Origin of the sequence: Massilia sp. PAMC28688, from assembly GCF_019443445.1 — a bacterium.
In the GTDB taxonomy this organism is placed as follows: Bacteria; Pseudomonadota; Gammaproteobacteria; order Burkholderiales; family Burkholderiaceae_D; genus Telluria_A.
In genome coordinates, this window is the sequence record NZ_CP080378.1 from 5,107,698 (window position 1) to 5,124,005 (window position 16,308).

Below are 16,308 nucleotides of genomic sequence, written 5' to 3' on the forward strand. Positions count from 1 at the left end.
GACGGCTTGGAGTCCTACACGCGTTCGATTACCCCTCCGACAGGTCGACCCTCCTCCCTCAGTACCATCGTGTTATTGCAACAATAACCTGACAAGGAGGATCCCATGCTCGCAATGGATTACCGCGGACCGTACCGCGTACGCGCCACCCAGAAACCCGATCCGGTCATTGAACATCCAGGTGACGCCATTGTCCGTGTGACGAGCGCCTGCATCTGCGGCTCCGATCTCCATCTCTACCATGGCCTGGTGCCCGACACCCGGGTAGGCACCACCTTCGGCCACGAGTTCGTCGGCGTGGTCGAGGAAGTCGGCTCGCAAGTGCACAAGCTGAAAGTGGGCGACCGCGTGCTGGTCCCCTTCAACGTCTTTTGCGGCTCCTGCTTCTACTGCGACCGCGAAATGTACGGCAACTGCGACAACACCAATGCCGAAGCCTCGGCCGTGGGCGGCATTTACGGCTACTCCCATACGGCGGGCGGCTACGAAGGTGGCCAGGCCGAGCTGGTGCGGGTACCCATGGCCGATGTCGGCCCCACCATCATCCCCGCTGACATCCACGAAGACGACGCCGTCCTCCTGACGGACGCGCTGCCAACCGGCTACCAGGCTGCGGAAATGGGCGACATCCAGGAAGGCGACACGGTCGTGGTCTTCGGCGCCGGCCCGGTGGGCATCTTTGCCGCCAAGTCCGCGTGGCTGCACGGCGCCGGCCGCGTGATCGTGGTCGACCATGTCGAATACCGGCTTGAATTCGTGAAAAATTATGCCAACTGCGAAATCGTCAACTTCAAGGAAGTCGATGACATGGCCCTGCACATCAAGAAGATGACGGACTGGATGGGCGCCGATGTCTGCATCGATGCGGTCGGCTGCGAAGCGGCCGGCAATGCCGTGCAAACCCTGACCGGGCGCTACATGAAGATGCAGGCCGGCTCCGCCACAGCCCTGCACTGGTGCATCAACTCTGTGCGCAAGGGCGGCAATGTGTCGATCGTGGGCGTGTATGGGCCGACCTTCAACGCCGTTCCAATCGGTAATGCCCTCAACAAGGGACTGACCCTGCGCATGAACCAGGCCAGCGTCAAGCGCCACGTACCGCGCCTGATCGAGCATATCCGCGCCGGCCACATCGATCCCAAGCAGATCATCACGCACCGGGTGCCGCTCGAAGAAGTCGCTGACGCCTACCACATCTTTTCCAGCAAGCTCGACGACTGCATCAAGACCATTCTGGTGCCGCCCAATGCGCACCAGGTGCGCGCCGTCGAAGCCAGCGTAACCAAACACTGAGGTGACCATGCAAACGCACATCCCAAAAACCGGCCAGGATGCCGCCAAATCCACCAGCCTCATCAACCGCCCCGACATCCCCGGCTGGGGCAGTGACATCGACCGGGGCAAGCGCCCGGCCTTTTCCATGGAAGTCGAGCCCCGTGACCACGATCATGACCATGGCGAACCCCAGCAGCAGCGGCGCGACATGGAAGTACTGGTGTCCAACGAGCGCCCCAAGATCACGCCCCTGTTCGGCACCGGGCCGGCCCCCTCGGGCCTGAGCGGAGCCATCCGCCGCTTCGCCTTCAAGTTCACGGAAAACGACGTGCGCCACTTCATGCTGCTGTTACTGGCCGACCGCGTCAACGTGGTCGAAGGCATTGGCCAAGACCTCAGCAAGGGCCATGTTCCCAATGTGCTGGCCGAAATGGGCATCAAGGCTGAATGGGAACACAACCGCGCCGGCCTGGTGCGCAAAGTGGCCATTGCGGGCGCGGTCACCGGCCTGGCCCTGTACCTGATGAACCGCCGCAGCCGCGACTAGCGTCAGTGCCGGTCCTGGCGTAGCAGGAAGCGCTGTTCCGGCAGGCCCCGAACGCCTGCCTGGACGGCGCGGAACACGCCGCCATTGGATGGTTCGCGCGCCAGCAGTGCCGCCTCCAGCCCTACCCGGGCCGAGGTGACATACACCGTGTCAAACCCGGCGCCGCCCAGTGCCACGCAGCTCGGCTGGGTGGCGGGCGTGGCCAGTTCGCGCTCCACCCTGCCGTCCGGCGCATAGCGCACCACCTTGTTTGCGCCCCACAGGGCATTCCACAGATAGCCATCGGCGTCGACCGTGGAGCCGTCCGGCTCACCCTCAGCGCCGCGCAGGTCGGCAAAGATGCGCCCCTCGCCAAGCGTGCCGCCGGGACCGCCATACTGGCAGCTGCGGATCAGTTTTTCCATCGAATCACAGTAGTACATGGTGCCCCCGTCCGGGCTGAAGCAGATGCTGTTGGCAATGGCCACTTTCTGCAGCGCCAGCCGTTCCAGCGTGAGGTCGGCATTAAGCCGGTAGAAGCTGCCGATGGCTGTTTTGGGCTGGGCCTGGTTAAAGGTGCCGAACACAAACCGTCCCTGGCGGTCGCAGCGGCCGTCGTTGATGCGGGTGTCCGCGAGATGTTCTTCCACCCGGCAGATCGTGGTAATGCCGCCGCTGGAGAAATCAAAAAAGGCGAGCCGCGTTGCCAGCCCCAGCAGCAGGCGGTCATCGCTGTCGGTCAGCGCAAAGCATGCCAGCCGTTCCGGCATGGGCCAGGTGCGGGTGTGTCCCGTGGCGGGATCATGTGCGTGCAAAACTGCACCTTCGATATCGGTCCACAGCACGCGCGCCGTGCGCTCGCACCACAGCACCCCTTCGCCAAGCGTGTTGCGGGCATCGACCATCAGTTCCATCATTATTTTCCTCGCCAAAATCAGACAGGCGCCACCTTGGCATACTCGGCGGTGACAAGCAAGACAGGGACCCGGGCTGCAAGCGGCAGGTGCAAGCCCGCATGCCCCTGGCGATACCATTGCCGGCATCGATTGCCTAAAAAATATGATCGCAACATTGTCATTTATATGATTAACTCGTGCGCTTCGTCCTGACAAAAGAGCCGCCATGTTCCTCCAGTTCGCTTTGCGCCCGTCGATCGGCCTGACCCTGCTTGCCACCCTCGCCGCCTGCGGTGGCGCGACGGACAGCAGCGCCCCTGCCGCCCAGCCCAGCCGGCAGCTGGCCATGACCACGGCCGCTACCGGCTTTGGCGTGACTGCTTCCAGCGGCTACCTGACCGTGGACAGTGGCGCGGGACTGGTCTTCAAGGTACGCCAGGCAGGCGGCGACATCACGTCCATCCGGTTTAAGGGCGGGCCCGAGCTGCAGGTGCCAAACAGGTTTTCGCATATCAGTTCCGGCATTGGCGCCACCACGGCGTACGCGGTGTCGGGCGGCGTGATCAAGATCACCCTGACCACGTCGAGCGTGAAGCACTACCTCCTGGTGCGCCAGAACGAGAACAACATCTACATGGCCACCCATATCACGGCTGAGCCGACCGTTGGCGAGCTGCGCTGGATCACGCGGCTCGATGCCAGTGTGCTCAACAACGTCCCGCTGGAATCGAATACCAGAGGCAATACCGGCGCGATTGAAAGCGCGGATGTGGTGGGCATGGCCAATGGCCACACCCGCTCCAAGTACTACGGCAACCAGCGCGCGATCGACCTGTCGGTGCGCGGCGTGACCGGCGCCGGCGTCGGCGTGTTCATGGCATACGGCAATCGTGAGAGCAGTTCAGGTGGCCCGTTCTTCCGCGATATCCAGAACCAGAGCGGCGCCAATACCGAACTGTACAACTACATGAACTCGGGCCACGCCCAGACCGAGGACAACCGCATGGGCCTGCACGGCCCGTATGCCCTGCTGTTCAATGATGGCAGCGCCACGCCCCCGGTGCCGGACATGGCCTGGATGGGCGCCCACGGCCTGACCGGCTGGGTGGGCAGCGCGGGCCGCGGCAAGGTGATCGTCAATGGTCTTGCCGGCCGCGACCCGGCCTACAGCTACACCGTCGGCTTTGCCAATGGCACTGCCCAATACTGGGTCCGCCCCACCCTGTCGAACGGCGCCTTCGGGTCGTACAACATGAAAGCCGGCCCCTACAAGATGACGGTGTATAAGGGCGAGCTGGAGGTCTACACTGAAACGGTGAACGTGCCGGCCGGCGGCTACACCACGCTCAACACGCGCACCATTGACGACGATCCGGCGGCGGACCCGGCACTGTGGCGCATCGGCCGCTGGGACGGCACGCCCAACGAATTCAGGAATGGCCAGACCTTCGTCCTGCGCCATCCGTCGGACAGCCGCAACCTGGGCTGGGGTCCCGTGAGCTGGGCCATGGGCAGCGCCACCAACGCATTCCCGGCGGCCCAGTGGAAGAGCGGCGTGAACAATCCAACGCGCGTGACCTTCAACCTCATGGCCGACCAGGTACGCAACCGCACCATCCGGATCGGCATCACGACGGCGTTTGCCGGCGGGCGCCCGGCCATCCAGGTCAACAACTGGTCGTCGCCGCTGCCACCGCCGTCGATCCAGCCGAATTCGCGTGGCCTGACCATTGGCACCTATCGCGGCAACAACGCGCGCTTTACGTTTGCCGTGCCGGCCAGCGCGTTACGGGCAGGCAGCAATACCATGACCATCAACGTGGTGTCGGGCTCCAGTGGCACCACCTTTCTGAGTCCGGGGTTCAGCTATGATGCGGTGGACATGCTCTGAGGGATAGGGCTTGCGTGAGATATCGAAGATAGTATCAATGACGCGAAAAAAGTGATCGCAGCCGGGCGATTTTTCGCTGCGCGGATTCCGTACACTTATGCCTTTTCATCAATATAGGCAAAAAAGACATGCGCATCCATCCCCTTCTGCTGGCCACCCTTGCCCTGGCGGCGCCCGGCGTCCACGCTGCCGACTGGCCGGCCGGTTACTCCAAATGTGCGGACGAGGGCGAAAGCTGCAAGGCGGGCGCTGTCGCGCGTAGCGTGTCGTTCGGCATCAAGGATCGCTGGGTGGTCAAGACGCTGAGCGGCACCATCGCCTGCACCAGGGCCACCTTCGGCAGCGATCCTTATCCCGGCGTGGTCAAGAAATGTGCTGTTGGCCCCCTGAGCGGGACCACGCCGACGCCCACGCCCACGCCCACGCCAACCCCAACCCCAACGCCAACGCCAACTCCGACACCGACACCGACGCCGACACCGACACCGACGCCGACGCCTGTCGATCCGCTCGTGCAGGCGGCGCCGAACACCGGCTGGGCCAGTTATGCGGGCGGCACCCGCGGTGGCGCGGCGGCGGCCACGCGCGCCGTGTACCTGGTCAGCTCACCGTCGCAGCTGCTCGCGGCCTTCAAGAGCCAGCCCGGGGTGCCTACCATCGTCAAGGTCAATGGCATGATCGACATGACGGCGCCTGACAATGGGGGACCGTTCACCAGCGTGTCTGACCAGGGCCGGCGCAGCCTGGTGTCGCTGCCATCGAATACCACCTTGATTGGCGTGGGCAGCAATGCAGGCCTGGTCAACGCCCAGGTCATGGTGAAACGGGTGGACAACGTCGTGATCCGCAACCTCAAGATCATTGCTCCGTGCGATATCGCGCCGGAGTGGGACCCGGACGACGGCAGCGGCAACTGGAACGCCCGCTACGATGGCGTCAGCATCGATGGTGCCACCCATGTCTGGGTGGACCACAACACCTTTACCGATGCGCCCCTCACCGACGACAAGCTGGCCATCGAGAACGGCAAGCGCAAGCAGTGCCACGACGGCACGCTCGACATCAAGAATGGCGCGAATTACGTGACGGTGTCGGACAACGTATTCCAGCTGCACGACAAGAACATTCTGGTGGGCGCCTCCGACACTGCCACCGGCGATGATGGCCGTCTGAAGGTCACCTTCCACGGCAACCACTACCAGAACGTGTCGTCACGCTCGCCGCGCGTACGCTTCGGCCAGGTGCACGTGTATAACAATTATTTTGAAGGACAGCGCGACAGCGGCGTGTACCGCCACCAGTTCAGCATCGGCGTGGGTTTCAAGGCAAAGATCATCTCGCAGAACAACGTGTTTGATATTGGCGGCGCGGGCGACTGCGGCGCCGTGGTGCGCAATCCCGGCAGCGCCAGCCGCATTGGCGCCATGCGCGACAGCGGCTCCCTGCTCAACGGGCGGGCGCTGGGCTTGAATGGCCCCAGCTGCAGGTTCAGCGAGAACGTCGGCTGGAGCGTACCCTACGCGCCGCAGGTGCTCACCAGCGACAAGGTGCGCGAAGCAGTACTGCGCAGTGCCGGCGCGGGCAAGCTGACCGTTCGCTGACAGAGCGCCTATTGACCCGGCGCGCCGAAGTCCGGCGTGCCGTCCGCCCGCCATGTCACCGCGCGGGCGCGCGTGTGGCGGTTGGGGTCAAGCAGCGCCTCACCCTTGATGTCGCGGTAGTTGCGTGCGTGGTACAGCATGATGTCCGTCTTGCCGTCCGGCGTAGTGGTAAAGGCATTGTGGCCCGGGCCAAACTTGCTGGCCGCTGGATTGGATTTGAATACCGGCAGCGGCGACTTTTTCCATACAGCGGCATCGAGCAAGTTGGCGCCGGCCGGTGCGCTCAGCAGCCCCAGACAGTAATTGGCATCGGTGGCACTTGCCGAATAGGTCATGAACACACGGCCATGACGGATGATGACTGCCGGCGCTTCGTTGACTTTGTGTCCCGTCGTTTCCCATTTGTATTCGGGGCGCGACAGCAAGGTCGCCTTGCCGTCCAGCTTTAGCGGGCCGGCCATTTTCGCGATGTAGATGTTGGTAGCGTGCTCCTTGCTGCCGGCGGCGCGCTGGGTCCAGGCCAGGTAACGTACACCCGCATGGGTGAAAGTGGTGGCGTCCAGCGCAAAAATTTCCCAGCCAGTCTTGAGCTGGCCGCGCTCGATCCACTTGCCGGTCAATGGATTGGCTGCGCTGTTTTCAAGCACGTAAAGCCGCACGTCGAAAGGGGCATCCGAACGGCCGGCGGTGAAGTAGATATACCATTTCCCATCAATATGATGAAGCTCGGGCGCCCAGATGTTGCGGCTCATCTCGCCGCGGGCATGCGCGCGCCAGATGACCTGTGCGTTCGCCTTCGACAGCGTATCGATGGTTTTCGCGCGCCGCAGTTCGATGCGGTCGTACTCCGGGACCGTGGCCACAAAGTAGTAGTAGCCGTCGCTGTGCAGCGTCGCGTGGGGATCGGCACGCTGGCTCAGCACGGCCGTGTCGGAAAAGGGTGGCGCCGCCTGGGCCATGGGAGTGAGCAGTGCCAGCAATGCAGGCAAGGCAAAACGCAGTGAAGGATTCATCGTGAAAGTCGTCACCGACCGGTAGCTTGACATGCTCCGAGTATAGGCAGTCCCATCACCTTGAACTAATCAATAAGAATGAGGAAGTGATATCGCTTTTGGCATCAGGCCAGCGCCCCGAGCTATCCGTGCGACAATTGATTTAAGTATTTGCTATCTTATATTTTGAACAGCAAGCCGCCCGGCCAGCGCCTCAATCGTCAAGGAACAGGACCAGCAATGCCCCTCAAGCGAAAAATGGAGATGCGTACCGATGCGATCACGGCCCGCCACATCGCCCAGGCCTTGAAAACGCAAGCCGAGTTCGGTTACGAACATGCCCGCGTGCAACTCGAAGCGCTCGGCGTCGATACCCAGCTGGCCATGGCCCTGCTGGCGCACCAGCGCGACCGCCGCGCGCCGGGGTCCGGGTCGTCGTCGGCCTCGTCGTCCGCCTCGTCGTCCGCTTCCTCGTCCGCTTCCTCGTCCGGATCCTGACCCCGTCCCGGGCACGGCGCAAGTGCCGTGCCTTTGCGTGTGCCCCTGCCTTTGCGCTTGCCCATGCCTTTGTGTTGCCTTAGTGCGGTCGCCACACGCAGCTCTGGCGCCCGAAAGTGCCGTAGCTGTGGCGGTACAAGCCGTCCGCATCCTTGTCGCGCGCCGCCTGGCATTCTTCGCTGAGGGCAAAGCCCTCTTCCGGCGGCAGGAATTCGACCAGCGTATCGTTGGGCCAGGACAGGTCGCCAAACGGTGGCTCCCAGCGCGTGCGCTGCGCCACGTAGCGGCTCTTTTCGCCTTCGCTGGCCAGCATTTCCCGGCGTTGGCCTGCCACCAGCCGCACCCGCATGCCCGGCTGCGGGAGCGCCAGCGTGATGAAGGCGCTGGCATCGCAATTGCCGCGCGCCATGGTCGTCAGCTTGGTCATGACCGAGGCTGCTGCCTTTTCCAGCGCCCACTGCATGCGGCAGAACAGGCGCAGGTCGCCCAGGCGCAAGGTGCCCTCCGGCAGGCCCGGACTGCGCACCACGGGCAGCCAGTAGATTTGTCCACGCCGCATGTCGCTGGTCACCAGGGCCTTGTCGCGCAGGGCTTCTTCGCTGTGGGGCAAGGAAAATCGCCCCTCTTCATCGTAGGGCACGGCAATGGTGGTGTTGTCGCCCTCGATGCGCACCCGCATCCCATCGAGCTTGCCCGAGCGCGTTTTGATCTGGAACAGCAGGGGCGCCTCGGGCGCCAGGTCGCGGTATTGCTCATGGACCTTGCGTGCTTCCACAAAGCTGGCATAGGGCATGGTTTCGGGATGCCGGAGATGGCGGATGACGACCGTGTTGGGCGCGTCGGCCGCTGCTGCCTGGAAAGGCTTGGCCGCCACCGGCGCGTGCATGCCGAGCGCGGCAAGGAGAGAGAAAAAAATGATCTTCATGAAAGTGAATTTTTCGCTGCAATTACATTAAAATCAATCGCTTTTACGCACCGCCGCCAACTACACCTGGCGGCGCCGCAATCATGGGCGCCAGCGCGGCCGCCATCCTGGAGTTGCGTCAATGAATGAAGTGTCACTGTTTCGCCTGTATGCGCTGCGCCTGGTTTACCTGCTCGTCGCCATTGGCCTTGCCTCCAAGCTCGTGCCCGAGCTGACCCAGCGTGACCAGCCCTGGGAACTGATGCAGGGCGTGGTGACCTGCATGCTGACCGCCTTCGGCCTGCTGTGCGTGGCCGGCGTACGCTATCCCCTGGCCATGCTGCCCGTGCTGCTGTGGGAAGTACTGTGGAAAACACTCTGGATGCTGCTGGTGCCGCTGCCGCAGTACCTGGCGGGGAAAGTCGATCCCACTGTCTACCCCACCCTGTTTGCCTGTTCCCTGGTCATCTTCATCTATGCTGCCATCCCCTGGCCTTACGTCTACCGCAAGTACCTCAGGGGCAGCGGCGAACGCTGGCGCTGAGGGCGTTCAGGCCGCGCGTTCCATCGGGTCCCGCGCCAGGGCCGATGCGCCGGCCAGGCGGCGCCCCGTCTCCAGTACCGCGCGCAGCACAATGTCGATATCCTGCTCGCTGGTGCGGTGATTGACAAAGGCGCAGCGGATCGCAATGTGGCCATTGACGCGCGTGGTGGAAGGCACGGCCACGCCCGACTCCTGCAGCGCCACCACGATATCGGTATTGAGCCGGTCCATGTGCTCGCGCGCCAGGAAGCGGAAGCAGACGATGTTGAGCGACACCGGGCTCAGAAGTTCCAGCTCCGCTTCCCCCACCACCCGCGCTGCCAGTTGCTGGGCCAGCGCGCAGCAATGGTCCACCACCCGGCCCAGGTGGTCGGCGCCATAGGTCTTGAGCGACATCCACACTTTCAGGGCGCGGAAGCCGCGCGACAGGTCGGGGCCGAAATCGGTCGGCCACGGGTGTCCGGCGGCCAGGCCGCGCGTTTCGCGCGCCAGGTAATTGGGATTGCTGGCAAAGGTGGCGCGGTGCAGCTCGGCGTCGCGCACCAGCACGCAGCCCACGTCGTAGGGCACCTGGGCCCATTTGTGGAAGTCGAAAGCCACCGAATCGGCTTCGCTGATACCGTGCAGTTTATGGCGCTGGCGCTGCGACAGCATGGCCGTCGCTCCCAGCGCCGCATCGACATGGAACCACAGTTTCTGGGCGCGGCACAGGGCGGCAATGCCTGCCAGGTCGTCAATGGCGCCCGTATCGACCGTGCCTGCGGTGCCAATGACCATGAAGGGCACGCCGCCGTCGGCGCGGTCGCGCTCGATGGTCTCGGCCAGCAGGGCCAGGTCCATGCCGTGCCGTTCGTCGGTGGGAATCAGGCGCAGTGCATCGGTGCCCAGCCCGGCCATGTCGATGGCGCGCGCAATGCAGTTGTGGGCGGCCGGCGAGGTGTAGGCCAGCAGGCGGCGCCCGCCAAGGCCTTCACGCCGCACTTCGGCGCCCAGCATGCCGGTGCGTGCCACCAGCACCCCGATCATATTGGCCATCGAGGCGCCCGTCACCAGCAAGCCGCCGCTGTCTTCGGGAAAGCCCATCATTTGCGTGGCCCAGCGGATCACCTGGCGCTCGACTTCGATCGGGGCCTGGTCGCGCCCGCCCAGGTTGCCGTTGAGCGTAGCCGCCAGCATTTCGGCCAGCATGCCCACCGGCGTGCCGCCGCCCTGCACCCAGCCCAGGAAGCGTGGGTGGATATTGCCTGCAATGTAGGGCTGCACCAGCTGCTGGAATTCTTCATACACGCTCGCCAGCGAATTCGGTTCCAGCGGCAGCGGCCCCTTGAGCCTGGCGCGGGCCTCATCCGGCATTTGCTGCCACACTGGGCGAGACCGGACCCCGGCCATGAAATCGATCATGTCGTCGAGCATGCCATGGGCGCTCTGGCGGAACTGGTCCCAGTCCTGCGGGTCCAGCGTGGAGGGAGTGAGGGGTTCGATGGCTTCGCTCATGACAGTTCCAGACGGGTGAAGGGTAAAAGGGGCGCATGCCGCGCCGTCAACAGACGGCCATGAGCCGGTCGAAATTGGCGGTGTCGCGCCCATATGGCGTGAGGATTGTATGACAAGTCGACGCCGAGCCCGGCGCCAGCAGATATTTCAGGAACACGGCCAGCGTGCCGGCCGGCCCCACGTCCAGGTAGCGGTAGTGGCCCGCGCGTTCCAGCGCGGCGATCGCGTCGGGAAAGCGGATAGGCTGGCGCGTCACGTCCCAGAAGTAGCCGGGAGGCAGTTCCGTCAGCAGACGTGCCTGCTCGCAGCACATGATCGGCAACCTGGCACGCCCGGCCCGGATGCCCTCGGTGCGCACCTCGAAGCTGGCGCGTGCGTTGTCGATCCCGTCGGAATGAAATGCAAACGATACCGGGATGCGCTGGTGGGCGATATCGCGCGCGCGCAATTCAGCCTCGATCTGCAGGCACTGGGCGGCCGGCGCGCTGACCACGAAATGCGATGCAAAATTGACACCGCCGCAGCTGGCATGCAGGCGCAGGAAGTCTTCCTGCATCAGCTGCGGATCGTCAAGGATGGCGATCATGCCGCCCGGCGCGCTGCACTGCTCGAGCGAGCGGGCATGGGCCACCGCCAGGGCCAGCGCTTCACTTACCGGCAGCGCGCCTGCCACCGCCGCTGCCGTGTACGAACCCAGGCTCGCGCCGAGCACCACGTCCGGCTCGATCCCCGCCTCGATCAGGGTCCGCGCCAGCGCATATTCCACCATGATGATGGCCGGGTGCGACAGCAGGGTGCGGTCAAAGGCGCTGCCCATCTGGTTGCCGGGCGCGTACAGCGTAGCCAGCACCGAATGCCCGCACAGGGCGTGCACGCAGGTGTCGAGCTGCTCCATGTGGCGCCGGAACACGGGCTGCTGATCAAACAGTGCCTTGCCCATCTGATAATATTGCGACCCCTGGCCGGAAAACATGAATACGGTCTTCATTGCGCTCACGATAGCACGACTCTCCGGACAGGTTCAGGCAGTTGGCGCCCGCTCATGGGGCCGCAGCCAGTTCGGCGCCTGCCGCCAGCGCCACCAGCAGCTCGCCCACACTGTCCGCGGGACGGGTCCACAGCGCATCCATGGCGTGCCACAGCGACTGGCCAAGACGCGACACCTGGGCGCCGTTGAACTGCGCCGTGTTGTAGGCCACCGTCAGCTGCGCCACGCCGTCCACCACCCGCACCGTCAGCTCCAGCGCGCACAGGTCCGCCTCGTGTTCGAGCTGCAGCGGAATCGGCAGCACTTGCGTGCCTTCAAACTGCCAGCAGCATTCGTTGGGCAGGTCAATATAGTTCAGCCCCACCATGGGCCGCATGGGCATGAGGCCGGGATCCTGCATCAGGGCCGTGAGGGCCGAGACGTCGCTGTGGCGGCGCGCCTGCGCCACCTTGGCGTCGACCTGCTGCAGAAATGCGTCCAGGCGCTGTCCGGACCCGGCCTGGGCCAGGATCGCGGTCAGGTTGGTGTACATGCCCACCGACTCTTCCAGCTCGGGCCGGGTGCGGCTGGCCACCGGCGTCCATACCAGCTGCTGTTCCAGGCCCGAATAGGCGGCCAGCGCCAGCTGCATCGCGGCCAGGTAGATGACGTAGGGCGTGCAGCCGTGGCGCGCACCCAGCCCTGCCAGCGCCGCCTGCGCTTGCGGCGGCGGCGTCCACTGGCGAAAGCGCATGGCGCAGCCCTCGTCTTCGGCGGCCGCCACCGGTGCCGGGTAGGCGCCGCCGGCGCTGCGCAGCTGGGCGAATTCGCCTGCCCAGTAAGCCAGGTGCTGGCCAAATTGCGCCGTCGTGTGCAGCTTGCCCTGCCAGCTGGCATAGTCGCCAAAGCGGATCGGCAGGAACGCCGGTTCCGGCAGCGACGGGTCGAGCGCGGCCCGGTACAGCGCCGCCAGGTCGCTCTTGATGATGTTGGCGGACCATTCGTCGGTCACCACGTGGTGCACCGACAGCACGAACACATGGCGCTCGGGCGCTACGCGCAGCAGCAGCGCGCGAATCGGCAAGCCTTGCTGCAGGTCGAAAGGCTGGTTCCATTCTGCTTCCACGGCAGCCCGCACGGCGCCGGCGCCGCCTTCAAGAACGCGCACGGCGAGGATGTCGGCAGCCTCAGGATCGATCAGCATGCGCGCGCCGCCCTCGCCCATCACGAAACGGCTGCGCAGCGCATCGTGGCGCGCCAGCAGCGCGCGCAGGCTGCCACGCAGGGCATTTTCATCGAGCGGGCCGTCAATATGCATTGCGTGGCACAGGTTGAAACTGGTCTTGTGCGCATCCATCAGCATGGCCAGCTGCGGATAGGTGGGGCTCACGCCCTGGGCCAGGTCCACCCGTTCCAGGGGCGGCAGCGCCGCGCCGGTGGCGGCGCGGGCGTGCGCCGCCAGGGCCGCCACGGTGCGGTGCTCAAACACGATCTGCGCCGGCAGCTCGCTGCCGAAGGCCCGGTTCAGACGCGCCACCATGCGCACGGCCAGCAGCGAATTGCCGCCCAGGTCAAAGAAATCATCGTCCCGGCCCACCCGTTCGCAGGCCAGGATCGGTTTCCAGATGGCCGCCAGCGTGCGTTCGTCGTCCGACATGAAAGCGGGCGGCGTGGCCACCGCCTGCGGGTCGAAATCGATGGCGGCCAGCGCGTGGCGGTCCACCTTGCCGTTGTCATTGAGCGGCAGCTTGTCGAACAGGACAAAGTAGGACGGCACCATGAAGGCCGGCAGGCGCTCGCGCGCTTCCTGCTCCACTTCGGCCTGCAGGGCTGCATCACTGCGGCTGCCGGGCGCCATGGCGCTGTGGCTGATGTAGGTCACCAGTACGTCGCCCGTCTTGTGACGCTTGACCAGCACGCGGGCATCGGTCACGCCGGGAATCTGGCCGATCGCATGCACCACGTCGCCCAGGTCAATGCGAAAGCCGCGCAGCTTGACCTGGTCATCGCGCCGGCCCACAAAGTGGAGCTGGCCGTCCGCGCGCAGGCGCACGAAGTCGCCCGTGCGGTATTGCATGGCCGGCCGGCCGGCGTAATCGGTGGCGGCGGTAAACCGCGCCGCCGTCGCTTCCGGCTTGAACAGGTAGCCCTTGGCCACACCAGCGCCGCCAATGAGCAGGTCGCCCACGGCGCCCACCGGCACCTGCATGCCGTGCCCGTCCACCACGCGCCCGTATTCGTGCACGATGGGCGCACCGATCGGTGGATCTTCCTCGCGCGGGCCGGTCATCTTGAAAAAGGTGGAGTACGCCGTGTCTTCGGTGGGGCCGTAGGTGTTATAAAACACCACGTCCGGATAGTGGTGGAACAGGTCATTGACCAGCTGCGCGTCCAGCGGCTCGCCGCACACATTGACGGCCTTGACGGTCCGCGGCAGCGCCAGCTCGTCGACGATCAGGCGCAGGGCCGTCGGCACCGTATTGACCAGCGTCAGGCCGGGCACGTCCTGCTGCACCAGCGAGGCAGGATTGTCGACCAGGACCACGGTGCCGCCCACCGTCAGTGGGCCCCACAGTTCAAACACGGTCAGGTCGAAGCACAGCGACGAGCAGCACAGCACCACGTCCAGCTCTTCCCGGCTGTAGGTGGCGTAGATCCACTCCAGGAAGGCCAGTACATTGCGGTGGCGCGCCATCACGCCCTTGGGCGTGCCGGTGGAGCCGGAGGTGAAGATCACGTGGCACAGCGTTTCCTCATCCACCGGCGCCGTGCCGAAGGTGGGCGCGGCGTCTGCAATCTCGGCCAGGACCACGGCGCGCACGCCGGCGCCGAACAGGCCGCGCCCGCGCTCGTCGCACACCACCAACTTGAGCCTGGCTTCGTCGGCAATGGCGGCCAAGCGCAGCGCCGGGTACTTGGTATCCATCGGCACGTAAGCCGCGCCGAGCTTGAGTACGCCAATCACGGCCGCCACCATGTCGGTGGTGCGGGCCGTGCAGATGCCCACCAGTTCGCCCGCTGCCACGCCCTGCAGGTGCAGGTACTGGGCAATGGCGTTGGCGCGTGCGTCGAGCTGCGCGTAGGTGAGCGATGCGCTCCCGCAGCGCAGGGCGATGGCCTCGGGCGTGGCCGCTGCCTGCTGCTCGAAGCCTGCATGCACGCTGGAAAAGCGCGGCACGAAGGCAGCCGTACTGCGGTCCAGGCTGGCGGCAATGAAGGCTTTTTCGTCCGCGTGCAGCAAATCGAGCTCGCCAACGGCGCCGCCAGGGGTGGCGCACGCCGCATCGAGCAGCGTGACGAGGTTGGCGGCCCAGCGCGCGGCGCTGTCGGGCGCGAACAGGGCGCTGCTGTAGCGCAGTTCGGCCGCCAGGGCGGTGCCGTCGTCGGTGACGGTGAACATGGTGTCGAACAGGCCGATGGCATCGGCGCCCTGCCCTGCTACCTGGGCAAACGAATACAGGTGCTGGAACACTGGCGCGTGGCTGGCCGCCGCATCGGGCGCCGTCAGCTCCGGCGGCGGCGCACCGTAGCTGTGCGCCTGTTCCAGCGCGCGCACATTGTGCGCGGCCAGTTCCAGGAATGGCAAGGTTGCGTCAAGCTGCTGGCGCAGCGGTACCGGCTCGCCGCTCCAGGCCTGGCGTAGGCCCACCACGATGTCCGTCTGGCCCGCGTAACGCTGCAGGAAGACCTGGTACAGGGCCAGGAACAGCTGCTCGGTGCTGATGCCATGCGCGGCGCACAGCCCACGCACGCGCGCCGCATGGGCCGGCTCCAGCGGCAGCAACACGCCGGCGCTGCGCCCGTCGATCCGGGCCGGACGCGCAAAATCGGTGGGAAACGCGAGCAGGGGCAGCGCGTCGGCCAGGGTGGCGCGCCAGTACTGGCGCCCCTCGGCCTGGCTCACCTCGCGGCCGCTGCCGCAATCAATGGTTGGGTTCATGCAGGGCCTCGTGTGAGTGGTGGCGATTGGCGTGGCGGGCGCTTAGAAGTGGCCGGCGCCGACTGCGGCCAGCAGCGGCCGCGTGTCTTCCACCACCTTGCCGTCGCGCAGGGTGACCTTGCGGCCAGCCTGCTCGGCCGAGCGCGGATCGTGCGTGACCATGACGATCGTGCTGCCCTGCTTGTGCAGGGTGGACAGCAGTTCCATCACCATCTCGGCATTTTGCGAGTCGAGGTTACCGGTCGGCTCGTCGGCCAGCAAGACCTTCGGATTGCACACCAGCGCGCGGGCGATGGCCACCCGCTGCTGCTGGCCGCCCGAGAGCTGGCTTGGCAGATGCTTGAGGCGGTGCGCCATGCCCACCTTTTCCAGCGCCGCCGTGGCCATCTGCTGGCGCTCTTTGCCGCTCAGGCCACCGCGGAAGGTCAGTGGCAGGGACACGTTGTCGATCACGCTCATGTCGCCGATCAGGTTGAACGACTGGAAAATGAAGCCGATCTCGGCATTGCGCACGCGGGCCTGCTCGGCCGCGCCCAGGCCCGCCACTTCGGCCCCGTCGATCAGGTAGCGTCCCTCGTTGGCCGAGGTCAGCAGCCCCATCACCGACAGCAGGGTCGACTTGCCGCAGCCGGAAGGACCGCTGATGGCAACGAACTCGCCCTCATCGATGGTCAGGTTGATGTTGTCCAGTGCCCATGTCTCGACCTCTTCGGTCTGAAAGACTTTTTTGACCGACTGCAGTTCCAGCAAATGTTTCTTAGTCATGATGGTATTCCCAAG

Annotated in this window: 13 protein-coding genes; 6 read left to right on the forward strand and 7 right to left on the reverse strand. The window is 65.2% G+C overall.

Annotated features, from left to right (window positions below; all coding sequences use genetic code 11):
- Positions 1-105: 105 nt before the first annotated feature.
- Together KY495_RS22755 and KY495_RS22760 are read left to right on the forward strand one after the other, a co-directional pair.
- Positions 106-1,293 (forward strand): zinc-dependent alcohol dehydrogenase, encoded by a 1,188-nt coding sequence (locus KY495_RS22755; protein WP_219881544.1) that lies wholly within the window; start codon positions 106-108, stop codon positions 1,291-1,293.
- Positions 1,294-1,300: 7 nt separating this feature from the next.
- A complete protein-coding gene (locus KY495_RS22760; protein ID WP_229518427.1) occupies positions 1,301-1,822 on the forward strand; it encodes a hypothetical protein in 522 nt (173 codons plus the stop codon).
- 2 nt (positions 1,823-1,824) lie between these two features.
- On the opposite strand, the gene KY495_RS22765 is transcribed toward KY495_RS22760, so the two are convergent.
- Complete coding sequence (locus KY495_RS22765) at positions 1,825-2,718, reverse strand: SMP-30/gluconolactonase/LRE family protein (protein ID WP_219881545.1); 894 nt, start codon at positions 2,716-2,718, stop codon at positions 1,825-1,827.
- 205 nt (positions 2,719-2,923) lie between these two features.
- Here KY495_RS22765 and KY495_RS22770 point away from each other — a divergent pair, with 205 nt between their 5' ends.
- Together KY495_RS22770 and KY495_RS22775 are read left to right on the forward strand one after the other, a co-directional pair.
- Positions 2,924-4,588: a rhamnogalacturonan lyase B N-terminal domain-containing protein gene (locus tag KY495_RS22770; protein WP_219881546.1), complete on the forward strand. Its 1,665-nt coding sequence runs from the start codon at positions 2,924-2,926 to the stop codon at positions 4,586-4,588.
- 128 nt (positions 4,589-4,716) lie between these two features.
- Positions 4,717-6,189, forward strand: a complete 1,473-nt coding sequence (locus KY495_RS22775; protein ID WP_219881547.1) for a polysaccharide lyase family 1 protein — start codon at positions 4,717-4,719, stop codon at positions 6,187-6,189.
- Positions 6,190-6,197: 8 nt separating this feature from the next.
- Here the strand turns inward: KY495_RS22775 and KY495_RS22780 are convergent, their stop codons facing one another.
- Positions 6,198-7,202, reverse strand: coding sequence for a family 43 glycosylhydrolase (locus KY495_RS22780; protein ID WP_219881548.1), 1,005 nt, complete (start codon positions 7,200-7,202; stop codon positions 6,198-6,200).
- 219 nt (positions 7,203-7,421) lie between these two features.
- Here KY495_RS22780 and KY495_RS22785 point away from each other — a divergent pair, with 219 nt between their 5' ends.
- Positions 7,422-7,679 (forward strand): hypothetical protein, encoded by a 258-nt coding sequence (locus tag KY495_RS22785; RefSeq protein WP_219881549.1) that lies wholly within the window; start codon positions 7,422-7,424, stop codon positions 7,677-7,679.
- 79 nt (positions 7,680-7,758) lie between these two features.
- Here the strand turns inward: KY495_RS22785 and KY495_RS22790 are convergent, their stop codons facing one another.
- On the reverse strand, positions 7,759-8,604 hold the full coding sequence (locus KY495_RS22790) for a hypothetical protein (protein WP_219881550.1): 846 nt from the start codon (positions 8,602-8,604) through the stop codon (positions 7,759-7,761).
- A gap of 121 nt (positions 8,605-8,725) precedes the next feature.
- Here KY495_RS22790 and KY495_RS22795 point away from each other — a divergent pair, with 121 nt between their 5' ends.
- On the forward strand, positions 8,726-9,127 hold the full coding sequence (locus KY495_RS22795; RefSeq protein ID WP_219881551.1) for a hypothetical protein: 402 nt from the start codon (positions 8,726-8,728) through the stop codon (positions 9,125-9,127).
- Positions 9,128-9,133: 6 nt separating this feature from the next.
- Here the strand turns inward: KY495_RS22795 and KY495_RS22800 are convergent, their stop codons facing one another.
- From KY495_RS22800 to KY495_RS22815, 4 genes are read right to left on the reverse strand one after another with little or no spacing between them, the layout of a single operon-like run.
- Positions 9,134-10,621: a pyridoxal-dependent decarboxylase gene (locus KY495_RS22800; RefSeq protein WP_229518428.1), complete on the reverse strand. Its 1,488-nt coding sequence runs from the start codon at positions 10,619-10,621 to the stop codon at positions 9,134-9,136.
- Between the two features lie 46 nt (positions 10,622-10,667).
- A complete protein-coding gene (locus KY495_RS22805; RefSeq protein WP_229518655.1) occupies positions 10,668-11,609 on the reverse strand; it encodes an acyltransferase domain-containing protein in 942 nt (313 codons plus the stop codon).
- Between the two features lie 52 nt (positions 11,610-11,661).
- The gene (locus KY495_RS22810) at positions 11,662-15,528 is read right to left on the reverse strand and encodes a non-ribosomal peptide synthetase (RefSeq protein ID WP_219881553.1); all 3,867 of its coding nucleotides are present in this window, start codon (positions 15,526-15,528) and stop codon (positions 11,662-11,664) included.
- Positions 15,529-15,570: 42 nt separating this feature from the next.
- Complete coding sequence (locus KY495_RS22815) at positions 15,571-16,278, reverse strand: ABC transporter ATP-binding protein (RefSeq protein WP_219884393.1); 708 nt, start codon at positions 16,276-16,278, stop codon at positions 15,571-15,573.
- Positions 16,279-16,308: the final 30 nt, after the last annotated feature.

Bases quoted from the DNA above. Each gene is read 5' to 3' on its own strand.
- KY495_RS22755 (WP_219881544.1), top strand. From the start codon at position 106: ATGCTCGCAATGGATTACCGCGGACCGTACCGCGTACGCGCCACCCAG.
- KY495_RS22760 (WP_229518427.1), top strand. From the start codon at position 1,301: ATGCAAACGCACATCCCAAAAACCGGCCAGGATGCCGCCAAATCCACC.
- KY495_RS22765 (WP_219881545.1), bottom strand. From the start codon at position 2,718: ATGATGGAACTGATGGTCGATGCCCGCAACACGCTTGGCGAAGGGGTG.
- KY495_RS22770 (WP_219881546.1), top strand. From the start codon at position 2,924: ATGTTCCTCCAGTTCGCTTTGCGCCCGTCGATCGGCCTGACCCTGCTT.
- KY495_RS22775 (WP_219881547.1), top strand. From the start codon at position 4,717: ATGCGCATCCATCCCCTTCTGCTGGCCACCCTTGCCCTGGCGGCGCCC.
- KY495_RS22780 (WP_219881548.1), bottom strand. From the start codon at position 7,202: ATGAATCCTTCACTGCGTTTTGCCTTGCCTGCATTGCTGGCACTGCTC.
- KY495_RS22785 (WP_219881549.1), top strand. From the start codon at position 7,422: ATGCCCCTCAAGCGAAAAATGGAGATGCGTACCGATGCGATCACGGCC.
- KY495_RS22790 (WP_219881550.1), bottom strand. From the start codon at position 8,604: ATGAAGATCATTTTTTTCTCTCTCCTTGCCGCGCTCGGCATGCACGCG.
- KY495_RS22795 (WP_219881551.1), top strand. From the start codon at position 8,726: ATGAATGAAGTGTCACTGTTTCGCCTGTATGCGCTGCGCCTGGTTTAC.
- KY495_RS22800 (WP_229518428.1), bottom strand. From the start codon at position 10,621: ATGAGCGAAGCCATCGAACCCCTCACTCCCTCCACGCTGGACCCGCAG.
- KY495_RS22805 (WP_229518655.1), bottom strand. From the start codon at position 11,609: ATGAAGACCGTATTCATGTTTTCCGGCCAGGGGTCGCAATATTATCAG.
- KY495_RS22810 (WP_219881553.1), bottom strand. From the start codon at position 15,528: ATGAACCCAACCATTGATTGCGGCAGCGGCCGCGAGGTGAGCCAGGCC.